The following is a 24,770-nucleotide window of genomic DNA, read 5'->3' on the forward strand; positions in this document are numbered from 1 at the left end:
ACCGTCATCCTGTAACAAGAGAAAATCACAACGTGCCGGGGAATGCGCCGCCATCCAGCAGGATGTTTTGTCCCGTCAGATAGCCCGCGCGCGCACTGCACATGAAGGCGCAGAACGCGCCGAATTCGTCGGGCGTACCGAAACGGCCTGCGGGAATCGCGACACGCTTTGCTTCTCTCGCATCGTCGTAGCTCTTGCCTTGCGCCTTTGCCGCAGCATCCGTCGATTGACGCAGACGGTCGGTGTCGAACAGTCCCGGCAGCAGGTTGTTGATCGTCACGTTGCGTTCCGCAATGCGCTTTTGCCGCGCGATGCCCGCAATGAAGCCCGTCAGCCCCGAGCGCGCACCGTTCGACAGACCGAGCACGTCGATGGGCGCCTTCACGGCACCCGACGTGATGTTCACGATCCGTCCGAAGCCGCGTTCCGTCATGCCATCGACGGTCGCCTTGATCAACTCGATTGCCGTCAGCATGTTGGCGTCGAGCGCAGCGATCCAGTCGTCGCGCGACCAGGAGCGGAAGTCGCCGGGCGGCGGACCGCCCGCGTTGTTCACGAGAATGTCGATGCGCGGTGCCGCCGCAAGCGCCTGAGCGCGTCCTTCCTCGGTCGTGATGTCGCCTGCTACGGCGATCACCTGAACGGCGGCATTGCCCTGCCTGAGTTCCTGTGCCGTGGCTTCGAGTGCTTCTCGGCCGCGTGCCGTAATCACGACATTCACGCCCTCCTGCACGAGCGCCTTCGCACTGGCTTTGCCGAGTCCCTTGCTTGCCGCGCACACCAGTGCCCAGCGGCCTTCAATCTCCAGATTCATGCGTCATTTCTCCACTAGATCAATGCAGGAACAGCGGGTTCGATTGTTTCGATTGCAGCGCGCCGGGCGCGCAACGTTGAAGCATTCGATCCGCCCTGAAAAAGAGTGTGCCGGCCGATTTCATCGATGCGCCGTACACCGGATAGCGCCATGCTGACGTCCAGTTCGCTTTGCAGGATCTCCAGCATCCGTGTCACGCCCGCTTCGCCCATCGCGCCGAGCGCATACATGAACGCGCGGCCTACCATCGTGCCTTTTGCGCCCAGCGCCAATGCTTTCATGACGTCCTGTCCGCTGCGAATGCCGCCGTCCATCCACACTTCGACTTCATCGCCAACGGCGTCGACAATCGCGGGCAATGCTTCGACCGTCGATGGCGCGCCGTCCAGTTGCCGCCCGCCGTGATTGCTCACGACAATGGCGTCCGCGCCAACCGATGCAGCAACGCGTGCATCGTCGGCGCTCAGAATGCCTTTAAGGATCAGCTTGCCGTCCCATTGCTGCCTGATCGCGGCGATGTCGTTCCAGCTCAGCGTCGGATCGAACTGCGATGCAACCCACTTGCTGATTGCGATGACATCGTCGCCGCCCTTGATATGTCCTGAGAGATTGCCGAAAGTCTTCGCGCCCGACATCGCGCGCAACATCCAGCCGGGCTTCGACGCGAAGTCGAGCACGTTGCTCATCGTCAGGCGCGGCGGCACCGTCATGCCGTTCTTGATGTCCTTGTGACGCTGGCCGTTGATCTGCAGATCCAATGTCACGACGAGTGCCGAGCAGCCCGCACGCTTCGCCCTTTCGATCAGCGACGCATTGAAGCCGCGGTCGCGCATCACGTAAAGCTGGAACCAGAACGGCACCGATGTTGCGCGTGCAACGTCTTCGATCGAACAGATACTCACGGTGGACAGCGTGAACGGCACGCCGAAGCGCTGCGCCGCTCGCGCGCCGAGTATTTCGCCGTTGGCCCACTGCATGCCCGCCAGACCCGTCGGCGCGATGGCGACAGGCATCGCCACGTCGTGGCCGGCCATCGTGCTCGCCGTACTGCGACCTTCGACATTGACGGCAACGCGCTGCTGCAGCTTGAGCGCCTGGAAGGCCGCGCTGTTCTCGCGATAGGTGGACTCCGAATACGACCCACTGTCGACGTAGTCGTAAAACGCTTTGGGCACGCGCTTTTTGGCAAGCACGCGCAGATCTTCAACGCAGGTGATGAGTGACATACGAATCCCTGATACTGACCAGAATCAAATCGTGTACCTGCGTCATTCAGCCTGTCGCGCTGGGGCGAGCGACGAAGCCGTGAAGTCGGCGGCGCTCTCCTCAATGACGACCGGATGGCGCACCATGAAAAGGTAAGCAAGCGCGGAAAGCAACGCGATGACCGCGCTGACGATCAGTGCATTCACGAAAGAATGCGTGCGGTCCACCACGACGCCCGTAATCACGGGCGCAGCCGAGCCGGCGAGAAAGCCGCCAAAGTTCTGGATACCACCCAGCGACGCGACCACATGCCGGGGCGCCGCGATGCTGACCAGCGACCACGCACCGCCCGAAGCCATGTTGATGAAGAACATCGCCAGCGAGATATAGACGACGGCAAGCGACGCAGAAGGCGTCAACGCCGCCGGCACCGTGAACAGCGCCGCGCCGACAAGACCAACCGTGATCGGCCATTTGCGGCTCATAATGGGCGCCATGCCGCGGCGAAACAGCTTGTCGGCGATATAGCCGCTGCTCAGCATGCCGATAGTGCCCACGAAGTACGGAATCGACACGACCCAACCGGTGCGCGCAACGCTCATGCCGCGCTCATGTTCGAGATACGCGGGAAGCCACGTCAGATAGAGCCACACCATGTAGATGACGCCCATGAAGCCGAACAGCATGCCCCATGTCGTGCGCTGGCTGAACAGGTTGCGCCACTGCGCGGCGCTCAACGGCTTCGCACTCGTCTGTTCGGCGCTGTCCTGATCGAGATATGCGTCTTCTTCACGTGTGAGCTGCACTTCATTGCGATTGCGATAGGCCGCATACCAGCCGAGCGCGACCAGCATCCCCAGCACGCCCGTTGCGATGAACATCTGGCGCCAACCGAGCGCAAGCATCAGGCCCGTCAGGATAGGTGGCGCAAGTGCCGGTCCGATCGTGCTCGATGCAACGAAGATGCCGGTCGGTGTGCCACGATCACGCACAGCGAACCATTCGCCGATGACTTTCGCGCCAGCCGGAAATTGCGGTGCTTCGCCAATGCCAAGACACACACGCGCAATGAAGAACTGCTGGATGTTGCCGACAAAACCCGCGCACAGCTGCGCAACGGACCACGCGAGCATGCCCGCACCCAGCATGAGGCGTGCGCCGAATCTGTCGAGCATCACGCCCACGGGCAACTGGCAAAATGCGTACGCCAATGAAAAGGCCGACAGCAGCATGCCCATCTGCGACGCCGTCAGTCCCATCTCGCCGCGGATCATGCTGTTCGCGACGGAAAGCGCGCTGCGGTCGAGATAGTTGATACAGCCGGCCAGTGTCAGAAAGAAAATCGAAACGCGTTGAATGCGTCGAAGCTTTTTGCTCGCTTGCATGGATATGTCTCCGTTTGCTTTTTGTCCATGGCCATCTGTGCGGCCTATGAAATGCTGATATGCGTCGCCCGAAGCGACGCATCAGAACGACGCCTCCAGCATCGCGCGATAGTCGTCCTCAGATGCGATACGCGGATTCGTCTTGTGGCTGTGATCCTTGAGTGCGCCCTGAATGATTGCGGGGAACATCTCGCGCGTAACGCCCAGTTCTTCGAGACGCGTCGGCAAGCCGAGACGCTTCGTCAGGGTTTTGAGCGACGCGGCCACTTCAGCGCCGCTGCCCACGCGAATCGCCTGCGCAATGCGGTCGAGCTTGTTTTCGTCGCGCATCGACGCGGATTCCTTGTTGAACTCGATCACGGCCGGCAAGAAAATCGCATTGAGCGTGCCGTGATGAAGACGTGGATTGATGCCGCCGAGCGAATGGCTCAAGCTGTGCACGCAACCAAGGCCCTTCTGGAAGGCCAGCGCGCCTTGCATCGACGCACTCATCATGTTCATGCGCGCGACGCGGTCTCCCGGCTCGCGCGTTGCGCGTTCGATATGCGTCCATGCGCGCCACAAGCCATCGAGTGCGATGCCATCGGCAGGCGGGTTGAATGCCGGTGACATGAATGTTTCGAGGCAATGCGCAATGGCATCCATACCCGTGGCCGCCGTCAGCACGGGCGGCAGACCCAGCGTCAGATCGGGATCGCAGATCGCGGCCTTCGGCACCACGAACGGCGAAATCACACCGACCTTGCGGCCGTCGTCGAGAATGAGGATCGCGCCGCGGCCTACTTCGCTACCTGTTCCCGCTGTCGTCGGCACGGCGATGACGGGCGCCGTCTTTGCCGTGATACGCGCAGCACCGCCTTCGATCACGGCGAAGCTCTTGAGCGGACCATCGTGCGTCGCGCAGACTGCCACGCCCTTCGCGAGATCGATCGACGAACCGCCTCCCACGGCGATGATGCCGTCGCAATCGCCCTTGTGATACGCGGCCACGGCCTCGCGCACGGCGCCTTCATTGGGATTGGGCGGCGTGCCGTCGTAAAGGGCGACGGATACACCCTCCCCCAATGCATTCAGCACGGTATCGACGATACCCGCTGCCATGATGCCCTTGTCCGTCACGATCAGCGGACGCCGGATACCAACGCGTTCACATTCCTGCTTCAGCAGACGCACCGCGCCAGGCTCGAACTGAATGTGCGTGATATAGGTGATGAGAGACATGGAAATGAGATTCCGTTATAGTTGAAACGATTGCGACGACGCAGATCAACGCATGAAAACCTGCCGCCGCTACTAGAATTTCAATCAATAAAAGGCCTGTTGCGATCGAGTATAGGGAGCTTCGCGGCATGCCGAAATTGAGAGCATTTGATACTGATATAACTTTTACTCAATCCAGAATGACACCGTCGCTGAATTCCATCGTGTCGCGCCTGCACCTCAAGCAGATGAGGCTGCTGATTGCGCTAGGCGATCATGGGTCGTTGCTCAAGGCGGCGAAGCAGGTGGCGCTGACGCAGCCGGGCGCCAGCAAGGCACTGCAGGAAATCGAAACCACGTTTGGCACCGCGCTGTTCAATCGCACGAATCGCGGCCTGGAGCCGAACGAAGTCGGCCACTGCGTGATCCGCTATGCGAGGCTGATTCACACCGACGTCGCTCATCTGCGCGAGGAAATCGTCGGCATCCTGCGCGGCCACGGCGGACGCGTGGCGGTGGGCGTCATCATGGGCGCTGTGCCGCTGCTGACGGAAGCCATCACGGCACTCGTCGAGCAGCACCCGGAAATGTCGGTTGAAATCGTCGAGGACACGAGTGCGACGCTGTTGAGCCAGATCGATGCCGGCAGACTCGATCTCGCCATCTGCCGCACGACCATCAGCCAGACGCCGGACCTCTACGAAAGCATCAAGCTTCAGGACGAGACATTGGCCGTGATCGCCAACGTCCAGCATCCGCTCGGAACGGCGAAAAAGGTGACGCTCAAACAGCTCGCCGAATACCGCTGGGTGGTGTATCGCGCGAACATGCCGATGCGGCTGCTATGGGAGCGCGAGTTTCGCGATGCCGGCATCCGCTTTCCGTTGCATCTGCTCGAAACCACATCGATTTTCGCCACGCTCACGCTTTTGCAGAGCAACCCTTCGTTCGTCGCACTGGTATCGATCGACGTCGCGCAGTTCTTTTCCAGTCAACGCATGACGCGCAGCCTTCCGCTCAAGCTTTCATCGCAAAGTGAACCTTATGAACTGGTCACGCGCAGGGGCGCACCGCTCTCGCCAGGCGCGCGTCTTCTGATCGGCGCATTGACGGAGAAGCAGCATGGCGACGCGTGAATCGCGGTCTCGATGGCCCGCGATGGCGACAGGCAGAACCGTTGCCGCGCACAATTATCGTGCTATCGAAAAAGACTACGCGACGCATGTAATCCGACAATCACGCACGACATGATCCTGCCTTGCATCGTGTATAACGGATCATTGCGAACAGTGTGTGATACCTTGACCTGACACTGTTCTCGTAATCGCACATAATACGAAAGCTGTCCGGAGTGCACGTGGCGAAGCCTGCAAGGTGCGCTCCGTTTAACCCCAAGCGGAGGTCGATATGAACAGAAACTTGCTGCGCGCCTTACTGGTAAGCGTTTCGATGACTGTGTCGATCGCGTGTCATGCGCAGGCTAGCGATACAACCAGTGCTGCACCCGCGCCCATGTCGAAGAAAGCGACACCGGCCGATCGTGCTCTCGGCAAGTCCGTACGTCGTGCTCTGGCGAAGGCGCAAGGCTTCGATGTATCAGGTGTATTCGTACGTGCGCGCGGCGGTGCTGTGACGTTGAGCGGCACGGTCAAGAGCGGCGAGCAGATCCAGCAGGCGGAAGAAATCACCAAGTCGGTTCAGGGCGTGACGTCGGTGACGAACAAGCTTTCGCTGTTTCATGGCGGTAACGGCTGATTGAACGCTGATCGCGAAACGGCGCGGCGTTGCAATGGCGCTGATGCATAGCAACGCCGCCGTAGCTTGTACGATCACGATTGCCGCGCTCGAACTGCTCGGGCCTATCCACCCTCGCCCCGGAAAAGCGTCAGTTTGTTCGAGACCGACTGCACGCCGCGAACGCTTCGTGCCACGCGTTCCGCCGTGTTCATCTCGTCAAGCGTCCGGACCGTTCCGCTCAGCGTAATCGCCCCGTGTCCTGCCGTGACCCGAACGCCTTGAGCGTCGATGCCGCGCGTGCTTCCGAGGGCGCGGCGAACGTCGCGTGCCAGGGCTCTGTCCGACCTTTTTGCATCGGCAGTCGCGGCCTGAGAAGCCGGCGATGAGGAAGGTGCTTGATCCGTCTGCGCAAATGCGGGCAACGATAACGCCCAGCATGAGACCGTGACGATGCGAAGAAGGCGACGCATACAAGCCCCCTCTGAAAGAACGGACGGGCATTGACAATGTGCGGTTGCCGTTCATCCGGCATGATGCACGGCAACCATTGCAGCACTTGTCGATGCCAGGCGCAAGACCGTCAATCGATATTCATCGCCTGCGGTCAGAATTTCATCACCGCCCGGCCAACGATCTCGCCCACTCGCAAGCGGTCGATATAGTCGTTGAGTTCTTCGAACTTGAACGTCTTCACGGTGTGACGGATCTTGTCCTGTGCGGCAAGCGCCATCACCTCGGTCAGGTCGGTGTTGTTGCCCCAGAACGAACCCTGAAGCGTCTGCTCGCGTGACACGCGCGGAAAGAGCGGCATATCGATCCGATCGCCGACGAGTCCCACGTCCACGTAGTGGCCGCTGATCGACAGCAGACTCATCGCCAGTTGCACCATCTGTTCCGCGCCAGCACAGTCGATGACGGCATCGAGGTCATGTCGACCCACGAGCTTGTTCAGTTCGTTGCCGATATCCGCCGAAGACTTGCCCTTGATATCGACGATGTGATCGGCGCCATACTGTTTCGCGATTTCGAGCTTCTCCGCATTGCGTGCAAATGCAACGACCGTCGCGCCGCCGCCGAGGATCTTCGCGTATTGCACCGCATAGCCGCCGAGACCGCCCACGCCGAACACGCCCATGATCCGGTCCGGACCCAGCGCGCCGCCATCGCGCAGCTTCTTGATGCCGCGATAAGGTGTCAGCCCCGCGTCCGTGAGCGGCGCGAGCGTTTCGAACGACAGACGCTTGTCCACCTTGATCAGGTAGCGCGCGGGAACGGGCAAAAATTCCGCGAACCCGCCTACGGGTCCGAACCCCGGCCAACGGACGTTCGGGCAAATATGCGTGTTGCCGATCTGGCAATGACGGCAAATGCCATCGCCCCAACCGGGAGCGACGACCACGTGGTCGCCCTCGTGGAAGCCGGCCGCCTCGGGCACGATGTTGCCAATCTTGCTGATCACACCCGTGATCTCGTGACCGAGCGTGATCGGCGTCGGAATGTCTGCGTACTTCCGGAAATAGCCGTCGATGAGTTGAACGTCGGAACGGCACATTCCACACGCCCGTACTTCCACCAGGATCTCGTCGGCCTTGATATCGGGAACGGGAATATCCTCCAGGACGAGGGGCTTTCCATACTCGTGCATGCGCGCTGCTTTCATATGCGTGTCCTTTCCTGTGCTGATGCGTGAAGCACTTCCGTGCGTTATTGAACGTCGAATCCTCTACCGCCTGTCAAAGTACTCAAGGCAGCAATGAGAACTCGCCTCACACAACTTAGTGCAATTCAGTCGTAAGGTTCCGGTGCACGTTCGATTGCGAAATATCGATGCGATCCGAGAACGGGCGCTCGAAAGCGTTGTTCAAAATGCATTGCAAATCGCTACGAATGCGCAGCGAGAAGGACTCGTTCCAGCAATTGTCCTAAGCTTGTGCTCGCTCCGGATCGAGCCGTGTTCCAGGGAGTCGCACATGAAGTCGCCATGTATTGCCGCAGGTCTGGCGTTAGCGCTTGCATGTTCTGTCAGTGCCGTGCACGCCTATACGATCACCACCTATCACGGTGCGGGTGCGAGCCGCATAGAAGCCTGTGCGTTGGCAACGCAGCGTGCGCAATCGCCCGATGAAGAACCTGCTCACGGCCGCCTGCTCAAGACAAGCAAATGCGAATGCGACCACGCCAGCAAGGGCGCAAGCTCTGGCGAATGGCAATGCCTGGTCGAAGCGACCCATGAACGATGATCTTCACCGCGCACGCAGGCGAATGGTCTTTCCAAGGAGATAGTGCATGTCAAACGATGCAGGATGCCCGTTCACTCATACAGCCGGCGACGGAACGTCCATTCGCGACTGGTGGCCCCGACAGCTACGATTGGATCTGCTTAGCCAGCACTCCAGCAAATCGAATCTGCTAAACAAGGAATTCAATTACGCCGAGGCGTTCAACAGCCTCGATCTCGCAGCGGTCAAGAAGGATCTCGCCGCGCTGATGACAACTTCGCAGCCGTGGTGGCCCGCAGATTTCGGACACTATGGGCCCTTCTTCGTCCGCATGGCCTGGCATAGCGCGGGTACGTATCGCATCGGCGACGGTCGCGGCGGCGCCGGACGCGGACAGCAGCGATTCGCGCCACTCAATAGCTGGCCGGACAATGTCAACCTCGACAAGGCGCGGCGTCTGCTGTGGCCCATCAAGCAGAAGTATGGCCAGAAGATTTCCTGGGCGGATCTGCTGATTCTCACTGGCACCGTCGCGCTAGAAACCATGGGCCTCAAGACGTTCGGTTATGGTGGCGGCCGCGAAGATACATGGGAACCCGATCAGGACGTTTATTGGGGCAACGAGAAAACATGGCTGGGCGATGACGTTCGATATGCCAAAAGCGGCGAACGGCATCTGGAGAACCCGCTCGCGGCCGTGCAAATGGGTCTGATCTACGTGAACCCGGAAGGCCCCGACGGCAACCCGGACCCGGTTGCCGCAGCGCACGACATACGCGAAACCTTCAGCCGCATGGCGATGAACGATGAAGAAACGGTCGCGCTGATTGCGGGCGGGCATACGTTCGGCAAGACGCACGGTGCGGCGCCCGCCAGCAACGTCGGCGTGGAACCGGAAGCTGCCGCGCTCGAAAACCAGGGCCTCGGCTGGAAGAACACCTTCGGCACGGGTGCCGGCGCCGATACCATATCGAGCGGACTGGAAGTCACGTGGAACAACACGCCCATCGATTGGGGCATGGGCTTTTTCCTGAATCTGTTCGGCTACGAATGGGAACTGACGCGCAGCCCGGCGGGTGCGCATCAATGGGTCGCCAAAGGTGCGGACGCAACGGTTCCGCATGCGCACGATCCGTCGAAGAAGCTATTGCCTACGATGCTCACGACCGACCTTTCGCTGCGCGTCGATCCTGTCTACGAAAAGATCTCGCGACACTTCATGCAAAACCCGGACGCATTCACGGATGCTTTCTCACGTGCATGGTTCAAGCTTACGCATCGCGATATGGGTCCGCGTGCTCGCTATCTGGGCCCCGACGTACCGGCAGAAGAATTGATCTGGCAAGACCCGGTTCCGCATGTCGATCATCCTTTGATCGATGACGCAGATAGCGCGGAGCTGAAGCGCAAGGTTCTCGCGTCGGGCCTGTCTGTCGCGCAAATGGTGTCGACCGCGTGGGCCTCGGCGTCCACGTTCCGCGGCTCCGACAAGCGCGGCGGCGCGAATGGCGCACGGATTCGTCTCGCACCCCAGAAGGACTGGGCCGTCAACGAGCCGGCAAAACTCGCGCATGTACTCGAAACGCTCGAAGGCATTCAGGCCGAATTCAACGGCGCTCAATCGGGCGGGAAGAAAGTATCGCTCGCCGATCTGATCGTGCTCGCGGGTGGCGTGGGGATCGAGCAGGCGGCGAAAGCGGCTGGACACACCGTTACCGTGCCGTTTGCACCGGGCCGCACGGATGCGTCGCAGGCGCAGACCGACGTCGAGTCCTTCAGCGCGCTTGAACCATTTGCCGATGGCTTCCGCAATTTCATCAAAGGCAAATGCAGTGTGCCGGCAGAGCATCTGCTAATCGACCGGGCGCAGTTGCTGACCTTGACCGCTCCCGAGATGACCGTGTTGATCGGCGGATTGCGCGTGCTGAATGCTCATGCGGGCGAGGAAGCACACGGCGTGTTCACGGACAAACCGCAGACGTTGAGCAATGACTTCTTCCGCAACCTGCTCGACATCGGCACGCAATGGACGCCGCTTGAATCTGCCGACAACGTGTACGAGGGGCGCGACCGACAGTCAGGCGAGTTGAAATGGACGGCCACGCGCGTCGATCTCGTCTTCGGTTCGCACGCGCAACTGCGCGCATTGTGCGAGGTGTATGCATCCGACGATGCGAACGACAAGTTCATCCACGATTTCGTTGCCGCGTGGGTGAAAGTGATGAACCTCGATCGCTTCGATCTGGCCTGATCATCGCTGTCTGTTCAAGAGCCGGCTGCGGTACGTAAAGATCGCAGCCGGTCTCGCTCGCGCGTCGGGTTACTTCGCGAGCTCAGCCCTCACCCAGCGATAGAACTGTGCGATGACGTCTTCGCGTGGATGACCATCGCGCCAGGTAAAGAAATAGTCGAGCGCGGCAGGAATGCGCACCTGGCCCAATTGAACCAGTTCACCCCGCTCGATAAAAGCTCGCGCGAGTTGCAGGCGCGCAGTCGCCACGCCCTGGCCGGCAAGCGTGGCTTGCAGCAGCAAACCGGCATCGTCGAACACAGGGCCACGCACCGGTTCCTCGCCGGATACGCCTGCCGCCTCGAAAAAATCCCGCCAGCCGCGTCGCGAGAAACGCAGCAATGGCATGGTTGCGAGCTTGTCCAGACGGAACTTCGGATACCGCGCGAGCAGATCCGGACTGCACACCGCGACAACCTGATCGTCGAGCAGCTTGCGAATCTGGAATCCTGGTTCATCGACCCGCCTATGCCAGATACCGACATCGAAGGGATACGGATCGGGCGGCGAGACGTCGGCATGCATGTGCAGCGACAGATCGACGTCAGGATGACGTTCGTGAAAATCACCGAGACGTGGAATGAGCCATAGCGAAGCGAGATCCGCCATCACGCTGACTTCGAGGCGCGTGACACGGTTGATTCCGGGCTGCGTGGCATCGAGGGCATCGCGCAGGTCATCCAGACTGCGACGAACGCGATCCGCGAGTTGCGCACCTGCGGCCGTGGGGATCATCTGGCTGCCGACACGTTTGAACAACTCGACGCCAAGCTCGGCTTCGAGCCCGCGCAGATGATGGCTGATGGCGCTATGCGTCAAATGCAGTGCTTCCGCCGCCCGGCTGAAACTGCGTCGCCGGGCTGCGGCTTCGAGCGCTCGCAGCGCCTGCAGAGGTGGAATGTTACGCGGCATGACGTCAAATTATACTCACAGTCGCGTCGCAAATCTCTCGCTGGTCTGGCGCGGTCTCATCCGAAATAATCGGTACCTCACCGACCATTTCCGTCTGAATCGTGCAGCGTATGAGTCTCCTCAGATTGCGTGTGCTGGCCGTTTTCGCGCTCGGCTACGTCATTTCGTTCCTTTTCCGCGGCGTCAATCTCGGCTTTGCGCCGTTCCTGTCGCGTGAAATGGGATTGACAGCGACCGATCTCGGCACGATGACCAGCGTCTATTTTCTCGCCTTTGCGGGTACGCAGATTCCCGCAGGGGTATTGCTCGACCGTTACGGCGCGCGTCGCGTGACTGCGGGCGTGTTGCTGTTCGCTGCCGCCGGGTCTTTGCTTTTTGCGCTCTCGCATGACATGACGGGTTTGATGGTGGGCCGCCTGCTGATCGGTATTGGCGCATCTGTCTGCCTCGGCGGCGCATTCAAGGCGACAGCGCAACACTTTCCCGTATCGCAACTGACGCTCGTCAACGGCATCGTGATGGCCATCGGCGGTCTGGGCGGTGTGGTCGTCGGCGCGCCGCTGTCGACGCTTCTGACATTCGCGCCGTGGCGAACCGTCAGCATCGGGCTCTCGGTGCTGTCGGCATGCGTCGCATTCGTCGTCTGGTTCGGCGCGCCTGCCACGGAGGCCACGGCGACAAAGGCAAGCGTACTCGACCAGTTCAAGGGCACGTTGCATGTCTTGCGCAGCCACGCGTTCTGGAAGCTCGCGACATTCTCGGCGCTCACGCAGGCCGTCTTCTACGCGATGCAATCGCTGTGGGTCGGCGTCTTTCTGCGCGACATGGGATCTGCGGACATGACGAATGACGCATCCCGGATCGGCTCGCTCATCTCAGTGCTTGGCGGTGCTTTCATCGCGGGGAACGTATGCTTCGGCGCGCTCGCACGCGCGCTCGAGCGGCGTGGCATTCGCGTGCAGAGTTTTTCTGGCGTGACGATGGCTGCATTCGTCGTCATCGAAGCGCTGCTCGCTTCGCGCGTGGCACTGCCCGAGGTGTTGCTGTGGGCCGCTTATGGTGCGTTGGGTGGCACGGGCATTCTGACCTATGCGGTACTCGCCGAGCATTTCCCCGCGAGACTGATCGGTCGCGTGAACACGGCTTTTACGCTCGTTATCTTTGTCGGCATCTTCGTCACACAGATCACGATCGGCGCTGCGCTGAATCACTGGCCGATCATGAATGGTCACTACCCCATCGTGGCTCATCAAACCGTATGGCTTGCAATCATTGCAGTTCAGGCGCTAGCGGCGCTCTGGTATTTCGCTCCCGTCAGGCACAAGGAAACACCCTCACTTGCAGTGGAGATGTGAACGGCGCAGTGTCTTGAGCAATCGCCAGCGGATCGCAACAGGCGCGAGTTTGCTCGTATCTTCAGATGAATCATTGATTTCGGGTAAACCCTTCCTTGTTCAGTTGATAACGTTTCAACTAAATTGAAACGATCGTCTGGCGAGTGACCGTTATCAGTGGAGATGCGTCATGGCATGGGTGAGTTCAGCGCCGTCCTTTGTATGCCGGCGCCTCATGCCCAGCGGTCTCATCGCTGCTGTTTTCACCGTTCTTTTTTCCCCTTCCGCTGTCGCTGCAAGTAACGAGCTCGTCATCATCGACTGGCTATCGGGCGCTGAAGCCGACACTGTCCACGCGATGGAGTCCGCTTTCCAGAAAAGCCATCCTTCCATCAAGATCCGCGAAATCAGCCTGACCGTGCAAGGCGACGCTCGCGGCGCTATTCGCGCCACGCTCATGAGCGGCGAAAAAGCCGATCTTCTGATCAACACCTGGCCCGCGTTTCGCGCTGAACTCGCCGACGCGGGCATGCTTCGCCCTTTGGATGCCGAGTGGAACGAGTACCGCTGGAGCGACAATCTCAGCGATGAATGGAAGCGTCTTGGCCAGTACAAGGGTGTCACGTACGGTGTCACGTATACGTTCGGCGATCGCAGCGGCATCTTCTATCGCACCGACGTGATGAAAAAAGCCGGCATTGGCGCGCCACCAAAAACGTGGGGCGAGTTCCTCGGCACATTCGGCAAGCTGCGCGCCGCCGGCATTACGCCAATCTCGATCCCCGCCAAAACGTGGGCTCACGCCGAATGGTTCGAAACCCTGTTGCTGCGCGTAGGCGGTGTCGAAGCATCATCGAAACTCGCCGCGCACCAGATTGCGTGGACCGATCCCGTCGTGAAGATGGCGCTTCAGATGTACGCGGAAATGCTCAAGGCGCACTGCTGCGACGATCCCAACCGGATGCTTGCCACGGAGTGGGACAACGCAGCAGACGAAGTGCTCAAGAGCGGCACGCACGGCTACGACATGATCGGCATGTGGGTCAACAACCGCGCCAAAAGCGACTACGGCATGAAGGAAGGCCGCGATTACGCGCTGTTCCAGTTCCCGTCGATGGGTTTCGGTCACGACGACACGACGAGCGTCGATACCAAGGAATTCCTCGCGCTGAAGTCAGGTTCCAATGCGAGTGCCGCGAACCAGTTCATGACGTGGGTGACAGGCGCCGAAGCGGCTGCCATCGAAGCCCGCAACGGTCTCGTATCGCCCTCCAGCAAGACGGATAACGCACTGCTCAGCCCGGTCGCGATCGCGTCCTCTAACGCCGTCAAATCGTCGAGAACGCAGTTTGTTCTCGGCGATCTGCTGCCTGGCGATCTGGTCGACGAGTATCGCGTGCAGTTACAGCATTTCCTTCAGGACCCGAGCGACGCGAATATCGACAGGGTGCTCGCGGCTATCGAAGCAAAGGCGAAGGATTCGTACAGGTAGTTCAGGACGCCACGGAAACATGAACGCAATGAACGAGCACGACGATCGCTGCGCGCAGTTCATCAGCTTCGCCCGAAACGCGCCGCATGCCGTTGAAGATGCGGGACGCGTGGCGGCCGGCAGGCGCGCGTTTCAATGGCATGAAGTGCGTGCTGCGTATCTGCTCATCGCGCCCGTGCTAATTTTGTTCGGTCTTGCTGTGGCCTATCCGCTTGTCGATACGATTCGCCTGAGCTTCTACGATATTCACGGACTTGGCACGGCGCGCTTCGTCGGCTTGCACAACTACGTGCAGCTATTCCACGACGATAATTTCCGGCAGGCACTTTCGACCACATTCATCTGGACCATCTCGACAACAGTATTGTCGGTGGGGATCGGCTGGATACTGGCGTTGCTCTGCTCACTGGCGCCTGAAGCCACACTGATTCCGCGCGTTCTGATTTTCTCCGCCTATGGCATCTCGGAGACCGTGACAGGCTTCATCTGGCTCGGCATCTTCCGGCCCGATTCGGGCGGCCTGCTTAACGCCGGGCTCACCGCTATCGGACTTGGCCAGTTCACGCATGCGTGGCTCGGCGATCAGTCGACGGCACTTGGCGCGCTTGTGATCGCCTATTCGTGGGCGCAAGTCGGATTGCCGCTGATGCTGTGCTTCGCGGCAACACAGTCCATTCCCGCCGCGATTCTCGACGCGGCTCGCATCGACGGCGCGCGCGGCCTGTCTATTCTGCGTTACATCGTCGCGCCGCTGTCGCTGCCGGGTGTGCGCATCGCGACCTTCATCAATCTGCTCGCCAGCCTGCGCGCATTCGACACGATCTATGTGATGACGAATGGCGGACCGGTCCGCTCGACCGAGACACTGGGCTTCTTCATGTACCGCGAGTCGATGACGCAATTCAAACTCGGCTATGGTGCAGCCGCCACGATCATTCTGCTGATCGCGGTTCTGATCGTGTCGATTCCGGCGATCCTCAAACGCACCGCGGAGGCGAGATGAAAGGCGCTTCGTCGCGTTGGGCGACCGCTTTCGTTAGCATCATTGCCATTATCTGGGTCGTGCCGATCATCGGCATTGTCATCACGTCGCTTCGTCCCGTCGATGAAGCGGTACTCGGCTGGTGGAACACCAGCCAGTTCACGCTGACGCTCGACGCGTGGCGCACCGTGTGGTCGCACTATCCGTTGCTCGACGCGTGCTGGGTATCGATGAAACTCGCCGGCCTCGCCACGCTCGCGACAATGTTGCTGACACCTGCTGCCGCGTACGCGTTTCATTTTTTACGCTTCCCTCTGCGCCGAGTCATTCTGATCATCATCGTCAACGCATTCGTGTTGCCGCAGCAGGTCGTCATCATTCCGCTCTTCCAGCTTTGGCGACAATGGGGGTTGATCGACAACATTCTCGCGGTGCTGATCCCTTACGTCGGCCTCTCTTTCGCATGGTCGATCGTGGTGGTGAAGAACTTCCTCGAAGAGTTTCCGCGCGAACTGATCGAGGCGGCGCGTATCGATGGTTGCGGTCCGCTTGCGATGTTCGGCTATGTCGTACTGCCCAACACGCTCGCTCCGATATTTGCCATCGGCATTTTGCAGTTCCTGTGGACCTGGAATTCGCTTTTGCTGCCTCTGCTGTATCTGCGCTCGCAGATCCCGCTTCCTGTTGCGTTCGCGCGTATCGCCGGCACCTTCGATTCCAACTGGAATCTGCGGGCCGTCGCGGCGATCATCACTGCGATCGTGCCACTTGTGGTCTTCGTCGTGTTTCAGCGTCAGTTCGCCAACGGTGCGCTGAGCCGCAGCGCAAGCAAGGAATAACAGCCATGGCACGTCACGCGACACCGCTCCGCTATCGCCAGATTCATCTCGACTTTCACACGTCCGAGCACATCCCTGGCGTAGGCAAGCACTTCGATCCCATCGACTTCGCCGCCACTCTGAAAAAGGCCAACGTCGATTCCATCACGGTGTTTGCCAAGTGCCACCATGGCTGGTCGTATTACCCGACGCAAGTGGGCCGCGTGCACCCGAATCTCAGCCGTCCTGACCTGCTTGGCGACATGATCAGCGCGCTGAAAGATGCCGATATCGAAAGCCCTGTCTACATCACGGTGCAGTGGGACGAGCAGACGGCGCGCGAACATCCGGAGTGGCGCGTGCTCAGCGCGACCAATGCATTCGCTCACGAAAGCGCAGCGGACAGGTCGAGTGCGAAGCAGTTGAGTCCCGCATGGCACACGCTCTGCCTGAGCCACGCGCCGCTGCGCAAGCTGATCCTCGATCAGGCACGGGAAGTCGCAACCCGTTATGACATTCCGGGCCTGTTCTTCGATATCGTCATGGCGAACGATTGCGTGTGCGCGGGGTGCATCGACAGGATGCTTGCGCACGGGCTCGATCCCGAGAACGCACATGATCGACATCAGAACGACGAAGCCGTGCTTGCGCAGTTTCGCGGTGAAATGAGCGCCGCCCTCTTCGCCGAGTTTCCGCATCTGCGCGTGTTCTATAACGCCGGTCACATCGCCAAGAGTGGGCCAGAGCGTTACAAAGACTACACGCACCTCGAACTCGAAAGCCTGCCGACGGGTGGTTGGGGATACAACCATCTGCCGACGAGTGCACGCTACGCCGCGACGCTCGGTCTCGAGTACATGGCGCACACAGGCAAGTTTCATTCGAGCTGGGGTGAGTTCGGCGGCTTCAAACATGCCGATGCACTCGAATACGAATGCGCGCAAATGGCGGCGCTGGGTTCCCGATGCCTGATCGGAGATGCATTGCATCCGGGCGGCGCCATCGATCACCCCACCTATGAACGCATCGCGCCTGCGTATGCGCGCATCGCCAAACTTGAGCCTTTTCTCGAAGGCGCGAAACAGGTATCCGAGATCGCGATACTCTCTGCCGAACACATGCACCCTGGCACGGGCCGCAATCATCCCAGCGACGATGGCGCCGTGCAGATGCTCCTCGAATTGCATCGCCCGTTCGATGTGATCGACGGCAGTTCGCGTTTCGAGGATTACCGGCTGCTCGTTCTGCCCGATGAGATTCCCGTCGACGATGCACTCGCGCGGCGGCTAGAAACGTATGTTGCTGGCGGAGGCAAGTTGCTCGCGTCGTGGCGCTCCGCACGCAATGACAGCGACGGGTTCGCGCTCGACTTTGGGCTGAGCGTCGAATCTGAATCGACGGGCTTCATGCCGAGCTACGTGGAAATGCATGCAGGCCTCGACGCGCGCATTCCTGCAAGTCCCGTCGTGTTCTATGACGATGCGCTGCTTGTACGTGCCGACGGCGCCGAGGTGCTCGGCAACATTCGCGCGCCGTATTTCAATCGCACGTATCGGCATTTCTGCTCGCATGCACACGCGCCGCACGACATCGATGCGCAACCGCTCGGTGTCGCCGCCTCGATTCATGGCGGGATGGGTTACGTGGCCTATCCTGTATTCCGGCTTTATCGCGCGGTCGGGCAACCGATCTATCGCTACATGATCGATGCGATGATCAGCCGGCTGATGCCTCATGCCGCCGTTAGCACGGACCTGCCGTCATCGGGCCGCGTGACGTTGACGCATCAACCTGACCGGCAACGCCATGTTCTGCACCTGCTCTACGGTGCGCCGCAATTGCGCGGACAGGCGATGCCGCTCGATGGCGGCGCGACGCGCATGATGGAAATCATCGAAGACATTCCGGCGATCGGTCCCGTGTCTGCAACCGTGCGTCTTCCGCATACGCCGACCCGTTCGTACGACGCGCTGTCCGGTGAAGCCCTCGACTTCACGCTCACCGCGGACGGCGCGGTGCAGGTCACGGTCCCCCGGATGCGGATTCACGCGGCCGTGGCCTTCGAGACAGAACCTTATTCCCGCAACGACTGAAGCGCCCTATGAACGACGATACTTCAAACGATGCCGGCAAATCGCGCTCCCCAACGATCGTCGATGTCGCCAAACGGGCGAATGTCGCGATTGGCACAGTGTCGCGTTATCTGAACGGCTATCCGATCCGGCGGAGCAATCGCGAACAGATCGAGGAAGCGATTCAGGCGCTGCACTTCAAACGGAACGCAGCTGCCGTCGCGATGAAAACGGATGTCACCCATGTCGTCGGTCTGCTTGCGCCGTCATTCGATGAGTTTCATGGCGCCATGCTCGAACATCTGTCGCGCGCATTGCGACGCGACGGTCGCGCGCTGCTGATCTACTGTCATGGCGGCGACACGCGGCTGATGGAAGAAAGTCTCGATTACTTTTCTACGCAGCGCATCGATGCACTGGTGATGTCGGGCGTGGATCGTCTCTTCGATCGCGTCGATCAGCTGATCAGCGACGGCGTGCCGTTGATTCTCTACGATAACGATCTCGCCGGTCTGAAAGCCGACCGCGTTTTTGTGAACAACCGTGAAGCGTCGATGCATGCAGTGCGGCATCTGCTCGATATCGGGCATCGGCGCGTGGGCATTGTGTCGGGTGAGCTCGTCGACAGCGCAGCCAACGAACGCTATCTCGGCTATTGCGATGCACTGACCGAACGCGGGATCGCTGTCGATCAACGTTACTTTGCGCCGGGCCACTGGTCGATTCTGGGCGGCAACGATGCGACCCGTCATCTGATGTCGCTGCCGGACCCGCCAACCGCCATTTTCTGCGCGAACTATGTGATGGCACTCGGTGCGTTGCGTTGCTTCAAGGACGCGAAGATTCGCGTGCCGGAGCAGGTGTCGCTCATCTCGTTCGACGATCCGCCGTTGTTCGGGTTGTACGAGCCGAGTATCACCGTCGTCGCTCAACCCATACATGGGGTCGCGCAGACGATTGCGGACGTACTCGAACGTCGGCTTCGCACTGCGCGGGAAACGCCATTCAGTACGACGAGTCTTCGATGCGATGTCATTTTGCGTGGTTCGACACGGCCGGTCTGAACGCCGCCGAGAGTTACAGCGTTGTGAGGTGAAGCATGATTGATCGGGTATCGAAAGCACAAGACACATACGGCGGTCACAGCGCGGTCGCCGTCCGGAACAGCATCGAATCATGCATACCTCGTCGAGCGGACACAGACCAGGCGCAGTGAACGACCCGATCGACAACGCAGGGGTGGCTTACCTGTTCGGCTCGTTCCGGCTCGTTCCGTCGCAGCAGATTCTGCTCGACGGGGACACGCGCGTCCCGGTCGGAAGCCGGGCGCTCGATCTGTTGACCGCACTCGTCGAGCGGCGCGGTGAACTGATTTCCAAACAGGAGTTGATGGCGCGAGCATGGCCGCAAACCGTGGTAGAGGAGAGCAATCTCAAGGTTCATATCGCGGCGTTGCGGAAGGTGCTCGGAGAAGGACCGCAGGATCAGCGCTACGTCGCCACCGTGGTGGGCCGGGGTTATCAGTTTGTCGCGCCCGTCGAGCGCGAAATGCTGCCCGCCAACGCGTTGCCGGCGGAAATGATTCCGCATGCTTCGCACAATGTTCCCGTGGCGCTGGTCCGGCCTATCGGGCGTGCGGAGACGATCCACGATTTGCTGGAGCGGCTGTCGCGTATCCGGCTGCTGACGGTCGCTGGCCCTGGCGGAATCGGCAAGACGACGGTGGCGCTCGCGGTCGCGCACGCGATGGTTGAAGCACAGGATTGCGACGTGTGGTTCGTGAACCTGTCCCGTCTCTCCGACGCGAGCTTCGTACCGCACGCCATCGCTAACGCGATCGGCCTGGCCGTGCATTCGAACGATATTCCTTCTGCGCTAGCCCACTACTTCCGGCTGAGAAACCGTCGGCAGCTTGTCGTGCTAGACAGCTGCGAGCACGTTATCGAGGCAGCGGCGGTGATGGCCGAGCACATGACATCGGCTGCACCGCAAATGCATGTACTCGCAACCAGTCGCGAGCCGCTGCGCGCTGCGGGTGAGCATATCTACCGGCTCGAGCCGCTCGACAGTCCAGCGGACTCGTCCAGTCTGACGGTGGACGAGGCGCTTCGCTATCCCGCTGTCGAACTGTTTCTGGAGCGGGCTATTGCCGCCCGCGGTGACTTCGTTCTATCGGATGAAGACGCGCCCGTGGTCGCACTGATCTGCAGACGGCTGGATGGCATCGCGCTCGCGATCGAACTCGCAGCGACCCGGCTGAACGCATTCGGCGTGCGCGAGTTGCTCGACCTGCTCGATGACCGGTTTTTCACGCTCGCACAAGGACGCCGCACTGCGCCCGCGCGGCAAAAAACCTTGCTGGCGACGCTCGACTGGAGTCATCAACTGTTGCCCGAGATCGAACGTGTCGTGCTGCGTCGTCTTGGCATCTTTCCGGGCGCGTTTGCGCTCGCATCGGCCGCTTCCGTGGTTGCCGACGACAACCTCCCGCAGGCGAGCGTCATCGATGCGATTGCGAGCCTCGTAGCGAAGTCGATGCTGTCGGCGGATGTCGGCAGCGACGCAGTGCGCTATCGTCTGCTCGATACGACACGCGCCTACGCGCGGCGCAAGCTCGCGGATGCCGATGAAAGCGATACGCTCGCGCGTCGTCACGCGGAACATTTCCGCGACGTTTATGCCCGCATCGAAGCGTTCTGGAATACACCGCCCGATACGCGCTGGCTGGCCGAACACATCGCGGCAATCGACGATCTCCGTGCAGCATTGAACTGGGCATTTTCAGAACGTGGCGACGAATCGCTAGGCATTGCACTCACGGTGTCGGCCATTCCTGCGTGGGTGCGGCTTTCGTCGCTGGAGGAATGCCGCAGCCGCGTCGAACAGGCGCTGGCGAGAATCGACGCCGGTGCGGCTGCGCTCGATAGCCAACGCATGAAGCTCAATACCGCCCTCGCCGCTTCGGCGATGTACACGCGTGGCATGGTCGCCCAGGTCGACGCCGCGTGGACCACGGCACTGGCGCTGGCAGAGAAGCTTGGCGACAGGGAATATCAGTTGCGCTCGCTGTTCGCGGCGTGCTGCGGTTACGTGTACGCAGGCAAGCTTCGCGCTGCCGACGAGCTTCTGAAGAAGTTCCGGTCGATCGCGAACGCGTCGAACAATACCGTTGCGATTTCCGACTGCAACCGGTTGACCGCGTTCGCGTGGCATCACATCGGCAGACAGGAAGAAGCGCGGCAACATCTCGAAGACGTACTCGACAGGCCGATCGCGCCTCGCCAACGCTCGCAGCTGTCGCATAACCACGTGGACGGTTGCGATGGCTCTCGCACGCTGTTGTCCAGCATCCTGTGGCTGCAGGGCTTTCCCGAGCGCGCGCTGCGTACGGCTTTGAAGGCGAGGAACGATGCGCAGGCAAGTGGCCATGCGTTGACGGTCGGCTATGTACTCGTCTTCGCTTCCATTCCAATCGGGCTATATACGGGCGACGTCGATGCAACCGAAGCGGCGCTGGTCGCACTGCAGGACAACGTAGCGACGCACGGCCTCGTTCTTTTCGACGCGATGGCGCGCTGCCTCAAAGGTGCGCTGCTGCTCGAGCAGAACGACCCGCTCGGATTGTCCGTACTTGCCGATGCGCTGACACAACTCGAACGCGAACATATCGGGCTGCGTTATCCCATGTATGCGGGCCTGTATGCGCGCGGCCTGCTGCGCTTTGAACGGCATGCAGAAGCAATGGCTGCTATCGAGAGCGCGCTGGCGTGGTCTGGTGCTCACGAGGAATTGTGGTTCCTGCCGGAGTTGCTGCGCATCAAAGGCGAGATACTCGGCGCTGGCGATGTGCCCGATTCACGCGGCGTGTCCGAAGCGTTGTACATGCAGGCGTTGGACAGTGCGCGCCGTCAGGCAGCGTTGTCCTTCGAGCTTCGTGCGGCAACGAGCCTTGCGCGTCTCAAGCATCGGCAAGGCAAGTCGAACGAGGCAAAGTCACTGCTGCTGGCTGTCTACGAAAAATTCACCGAGGGCTTTGCCCCGTCAGACCTGAAAGAAGCGCGCGCCTTGCTCGAAGGTTTTTCGACGACGTATTTGTAGTGTCGCCGGGCCCCTGTTCTGTGCTCACTTATTTCGTGCGGCCGCGGGCCGCCTTGCGCAACTCGGCCGCGACGAAGGATGCAAAGGTCGTCGCGTTGCTGGCCCGTTGCAGGATATTCGATTCGTTCACGTCGGCCGTCGTCAGGCCCTGGCGTTGAATGGCTCTGACGCCAATCGCGCTTGCAGCGACAAATTTCCGAACGAGTTCTTCGCGGGTCTTCTTCTCCGCTGCTTCGAAGTATTCGCGCGCCTTGCGCATCTCGTCGTCGCGCCGTTGATCGGCAGCGGCTTCGGCAGCGGCCACACTCGCCGCGACGGCATTTTGCCGGGCGGTTTGCGCTTCCTGCTTTTCACTCGCCGCCTGCACCTGTTTCGATTGCAGCAACGACACTTGCCGGTCTGCATCCGACACGCGATAGTTCTCGGCCAGCGCATTCATCAGATAGGCGGACGCGCGCCGGATGTGATCTCCCTTGGCGATCCGCCAACGCACATAGTCGATTGCCTGCTCGATGCGCGCGTCCGTCCAGACGTGACGGTTCGCGCGAATCTCGGCGAACTGCTTGTCAGTCAGCCCGAACTCCTTGTAGAGCGACAGATAGAGCGGCGCTGAAGCCAGCATGTCGGCATCCGCCGCGCCTGCCTCTTCCTTGCGTTTGAGCTTGAACCGGATCTGGTCTTTCTTGCGCGAGCCGGGCGTGCTGGCGCGCGTTTCGTACGACACCTCGATATCGGACAGTTCGTTGATCTGTCTGATCGCGGGCTCGAGATAGTCTCGCTTGAAGTATTTGAACTCCGCCGAGTTCGCCCACGATTTTCCAGGCAGGCTGCGCACGAGATCCAACGAGATCCAGTCGGTCCTTCCATGCGCCACTTCCGGCTGGATGTGGTCGTAGATGGCCCGCGCGTAGATGAGCTTGAACTTCGAGGTGATCAGCAGACTCGTCCAGTACGAGTTTTCCGGATCCTTGATGAGACGTTGCAGTTCGATGGGCACGCGAAAGCGAATGCGCCCGTTACGCACGCTCACGCGGCCGATCAGTTCGAGCCAGTCGCCCTCTTCGTCGGAGATGAGCGTATCCAGCGTATCGTCGTCTTCGAATGCGCCGTCTTCGTCATCGTCCTCTCGCGCGGCTTCGGCCGCGTCCTCCAGCAGCCGGCCTTTCGCGTCGACAGCAACGACCGGGCCGCTCGTGACCTCGAGCATCGAAGACTTCACGCTGCGAATGACGCTGGAAAAATGCTTCTTGTTGTGGCTCTCGTAGCGCATGAGCCACTTGAACAGACTCAACGACACTTCGTAAGTGTCGGCAACTTCCGGCTCCTGCGCGACGATGAAATATGCGGCATCGACGAAACGGCGAGCCGACAGCCCCAAACCGATGATGCGGGCGAATATGCGGTTCTTCTGATAGCCGATGTCTTGCGACGATTCAATCGCATCGATGGCCATTCTGGCGGGAGCGTTCTCGATGAACAGATCCAGCGCGTACTGAAGCGGCGTTACTCTTCGTTCGAGACTGCTGTTCATGGCTATCGCAAAATTCCCGCCTTATATTTGCCGCAGAATGTAGCACATGAAGGTGAGATGTCAAAGATCTCCTCTCACCTTCAATACGGATCAACCGTCTCAGGCGACAACAGTTCTCACCTTTGGGACAGCATCCCTCACCTTTAAGTGAGCCTCGCACGCTGCAAACCAATAGAGAAAGGGCCTGCCGCGGTTATCCACAAGCCTGGACAGCGACTCTCACCTTTGGTCCTGTCGGTAAACGCTGGTCTCACCCTGCTGTACAGCAACTCTCCCCTTTGCTGCCACTATCTCTCACCTTCGATGGACAACAAATCTCACCTTTTAGGCAACCAATCTCACCTTAGCTCGCTAATGCATTGATTTTAAAGAATGAGGGGTTCTCCTGTTTGTTAGTTGGTTCGTTGTTTTTGTTTACTTCATAACCTACAAACCGTCTATAGACATGAGCGACTGGCTGATAAAGGTGAGAGATGTTGTCCGCGAGGAATTCTCCTCGGGTGCAAAGCTGGCGGCAGCGTGGGTTGGAAGCTGAAAACCAACCATTGATGCCATTCTCGCGCGACAACAGCTCTCACCTTTCAGGCGATTGGCGCCTTGAGCTCACTAAATCGGGCCGGCAAATACGCTACACCAGTAGGACGGACTCAATCAGGCGATCTGCAGAAAACGTACTTTCA

General features: G+C 60.2%; 18 protein-coding genes. 11 read left to right on the forward strand and 7 right to left on the reverse strand.

The window, feature by feature from the left end; all coding sequences use genetic code 11:
* Positions 1-25: 25 nt before the first annotated feature.
* The 4 genes from DK391_RS01635 to DK391_RS01650 form a co-directional block, all read right to left on the reverse strand.
* Complete coding sequence (locus DK391_RS01635) at positions 26-814, reverse strand: SDR family oxidoreductase (RefSeq protein WP_109476235.1); 789 nt, start codon at positions 812-814, stop codon at positions 26-28.
* Positions 815-828: 14 nt separating this feature from the next.
* Positions 829-2,040 (reverse strand): alpha-hydroxy acid oxidase, encoded by a 1,212-nt coding sequence (locus DK391_RS01640; RefSeq protein WP_109476236.1) that lies wholly within the window; start codon positions 2,038-2,040, stop codon positions 829-831.
* 42 nt (positions 2,041-2,082) lie between these two features.
* Positions 2,083-3,405 carry an MFS transporter gene (locus DK391_RS01645; RefSeq protein ID WP_109476237.1) on the reverse strand — a complete coding sequence of 441 codons (1,323 nt, stop codon included), beginning with the start codon at positions 3,403-3,405 and terminating at the stop codon, positions 2,083-2,085.
* Positions 3,406-3,486: 81 nt separating this feature from the next.
* Positions 3,487-4,626, reverse strand: coding sequence for an iron-containing alcohol dehydrogenase (locus tag DK391_RS01650; protein WP_109476238.1), 1,140 nt, complete (start codon positions 4,624-4,626; stop codon positions 3,487-3,489).
* Between the two features lie 179 nt (positions 4,627-4,805).
* Between DK391_RS01650 and DK391_RS01655 the strand changes: the two genes are divergently transcribed.
* Positions 4,806-5,741, forward strand: a complete 936-nt coding sequence (locus DK391_RS01655) for a LysR family transcriptional regulator (RefSeq protein WP_109476239.1) — start codon at positions 4,806-4,808, stop codon at positions 5,739-5,741.
* 271 nt (positions 5,742-6,012) lie between these two features.
* Positions 6,013-6,360, forward strand: coding sequence for a BON domain-containing protein (locus tag DK391_RS01660; RefSeq protein WP_109476240.1), 348 nt, complete (start codon positions 6,013-6,015; stop codon positions 6,358-6,360).
* A 586-nt stretch (positions 6,361-6,946) separates the two neighbouring features.
* Here DK391_RS01660 and DK391_RS01670 read toward each other — a convergent pair.
* A complete protein-coding gene (locus DK391_RS01670; protein WP_109476242.1) occupies positions 6,947-8,002 on the reverse strand; it encodes an NAD(P)-dependent alcohol dehydrogenase in 1,056 nt (351 codons plus the stop codon).
* A 310-nt stretch (positions 8,003-8,312) separates the two neighbouring features.
* Between DK391_RS01670 and DK391_RS01675 the strand changes: the two genes are divergently transcribed.
* Both DK391_RS01675 and katG read left to right on the forward strand, forming a co-directional pair.
* The gene (locus DK391_RS01675; RefSeq protein ID WP_109476243.1) at positions 8,313-8,582 is read left to right on the forward strand and encodes a hypothetical protein; all 270 of its coding nucleotides are present in this window, start codon (positions 8,313-8,315) and stop codon (positions 8,580-8,582) included.
* Positions 8,583-8,628: 46 nt separating this feature from the next.
* Complete coding sequence (gene katG, locus DK391_RS01680) at positions 8,629-10,812, forward strand: catalase/peroxidase HPI (RefSeq protein WP_109476244.1); 2,184 nt, start codon at positions 8,629-8,631, stop codon at positions 10,810-10,812.
* A gap of 69 nt (positions 10,813-10,881) precedes the next feature.
* Here katG and DK391_RS01685 read toward each other — a convergent pair whose 3' ends face one another.
* Positions 10,882-11,763: a LysR substrate-binding domain-containing protein gene (locus DK391_RS01685; RefSeq protein ID WP_109476245.1), complete on the reverse strand. Its 882-nt coding sequence runs from the start codon at positions 11,761-11,763 to the stop codon at positions 10,882-10,884.
* Positions 11,764-11,873: 110 nt separating this feature from the next.
* On the opposite strand from DK391_RS01685, the gene DK391_RS01690 reads away from it, so the two are divergent.
* The 7 genes from DK391_RS01690 (at position 11,874) to DK391_RS01720 (ending at position 22,559) form a co-directional block, all read left to right on the forward strand.
* Positions 11,874-13,118 carry an MFS transporter gene (locus tag DK391_RS01690; protein WP_109476246.1) on the forward strand — a complete coding sequence of 415 codons (1,245 nt, stop codon included), beginning with the start codon at positions 11,874-11,876 and terminating at the stop codon, positions 13,116-13,118.
* Positions 13,119-13,332: 214 nt separating this feature from the next.
* Complete coding sequence (locus tag DK391_RS01695) at positions 13,333-14,589, forward strand: ABC transporter substrate-binding protein (RefSeq protein ID WP_162600641.1); 1,257 nt, start codon at positions 13,333-13,335, stop codon at positions 14,587-14,589.
* Between the two features lie 19 nt (positions 14,590-14,608).
* Positions 14,609-15,592: a sugar ABC transporter permease gene (locus DK391_RS01700; RefSeq protein ID WP_204117268.1), complete on the forward strand. Its 984-nt coding sequence runs from the start codon at positions 14,609-14,611 to the stop codon at positions 15,590-15,592.
* Positions 15,589-16,410, forward strand: coding sequence for a carbohydrate ABC transporter permease (locus DK391_RS01705; RefSeq protein ID WP_109476248.1), 822 nt, complete (start codon positions 15,589-15,591; stop codon positions 16,408-16,410). Before DK391_RS01700 ends, DK391_RS01705 begins: the two co-directional genes overlap by 4 nt.
* A 5-nt stretch (positions 16,411-16,415) precedes the next feature.
* Positions 16,416-18,482: a beta-galactosidase trimerization domain-containing protein gene (locus DK391_RS01710; protein WP_109476249.1), complete on the forward strand. Its 2,067-nt coding sequence runs from the start codon at positions 16,416-16,418 to the stop codon at positions 18,480-18,482.
* Positions 18,483-18,490: 8 nt separating this feature from the next.
* Complete coding sequence (locus DK391_RS01715; RefSeq protein ID WP_109476250.1) at positions 18,491-19,525, forward strand: LacI family DNA-binding transcriptional regulator; 1,035 nt, start codon at positions 18,491-18,493, stop codon at positions 19,523-19,525.
* 148 nt (positions 19,526-19,673) lie between these two features.
* Complete coding sequence (locus DK391_RS01720) at positions 19,674-22,559, forward strand: winged helix-turn-helix domain-containing protein (RefSeq protein ID WP_162600642.1); 2,886 nt, start codon at positions 19,674-19,676, stop codon at positions 22,557-22,559.
* A gap of 28 nt (positions 22,560-22,587) precedes the next feature.
* Here the strand turns inward: DK391_RS01720 and DK391_RS01725 are convergent, their stop codons facing one another.
* Positions 22,588-24,090: a replication initiation protein gene (locus DK391_RS01725; RefSeq protein ID WP_109476252.1), complete on the reverse strand. Its 1,503-nt coding sequence runs from the start codon at positions 24,088-24,090 to the stop codon at positions 22,588-22,590.
* Between the last annotated feature and the right edge of the window lie 680 nt (positions 24,091-24,770).

It is taken from the genome of Paraburkholderia sp. C35 (genome assembly GCF_003121405.1).
In the GTDB taxonomy this organism is placed as follows: Bacteria; Pseudomonadota; Gammaproteobacteria; order Burkholderiales; family Burkholderiaceae; genus Paraburkholderia.

Bases quoted from the DNA above. Each gene is read 5' to 3' on its own strand.
- DK391_RS01635 (WP_109476235.1), bottom strand. From the start codon at position 814: ATGAATCTGGAGATTGAAGGCCGCTGGGCACTGGTGTGCGCGGCAAGC.
- DK391_RS01640 (WP_109476236.1), bottom strand. From the start codon at position 2,040: ATGTCACTCATCACCTGCGTTGAAGATCTGCGCGTGCTTGCCAAAAAG.
- DK391_RS01645 (WP_109476237.1), bottom strand. From the start codon at position 3,405: ATGCAAGCGAGCAAAAAGCTTCGACGCATTCAACGCGTTTCGATTTTC.
- DK391_RS01650 (WP_109476238.1), bottom strand. From the start codon at position 4,626: ATGTCTCTCATCACCTATATCACGCACATTCAGTTCGAGCCTGGCGCG.
- DK391_RS01655 (WP_109476239.1), top strand. From the start codon at position 4,806: ATGACACCGTCGCTGAATTCCATCGTGTCGCGCCTGCACCTCAAGCAG.
- DK391_RS01660 (WP_109476240.1), top strand. From the start codon at position 6,013: ATGAACAGAAACTTGCTGCGCGCCTTACTGGTAAGCGTTTCGATGACT.
- DK391_RS01670 (WP_109476242.1), bottom strand. From the start codon at position 8,002: ATGAAAGCAGCGCGCATGCACGAGTATGGAAAGCCCCTCGTCCTGGAG.
- DK391_RS01675 (WP_109476243.1), top strand. From the start codon at position 8,313: ATGAAGTCGCCATGTATTGCCGCAGGTCTGGCGTTAGCGCTTGCATGT.
- katG (WP_109476244.1), top strand. From the start codon at position 8,629: ATGTCAAACGATGCAGGATGCCCGTTCACTCATACAGCCGGCGACGGA.
- DK391_RS01685 (WP_109476245.1), bottom strand. From the start codon at position 11,763: ATGCCGCGTAACATTCCACCTCTGCAGGCGCTGCGAGCGCTCGAAGCC.
- DK391_RS01690 (WP_109476246.1), top strand. From the start codon at position 11,874: ATGAGTCTCCTCAGATTGCGTGTGCTGGCCGTTTTCGCGCTCGGCTAC.
- DK391_RS01695 (WP_162600641.1), top strand. From the start codon at position 13,333: ATGCCCAGCGGTCTCATCGCTGCTGTTTTCACCGTTCTTTTTTCCCCT.
- DK391_RS01700 (WP_204117268.1), top strand. From the start codon at position 14,609: ATGAACGCAATGAACGAGCACGACGATCGCTGCGCGCAGTTCATCAGC.
- DK391_RS01705 (WP_109476248.1), top strand. From the start codon at position 15,589: ATGAAAGGCGCTTCGTCGCGTTGGGCGACCGCTTTCGTTAGCATCATT.
- DK391_RS01710 (WP_109476249.1), top strand. From the start codon at position 16,416: ATGGCACGTCACGCGACACCGCTCCGCTATCGCCAGATTCATCTCGAC.
- DK391_RS01715 (WP_109476250.1), top strand. From the start codon at position 18,491: ATGAACGACGATACTTCAAACGATGCCGGCAAATCGCGCTCCCCAACG.
- DK391_RS01725 (WP_109476252.1), bottom strand. From the start codon at position 24,090: ATGAACAGCAGTCTCGAACGAAGAGTAACGCCGCTTCAGTACGCGCTG.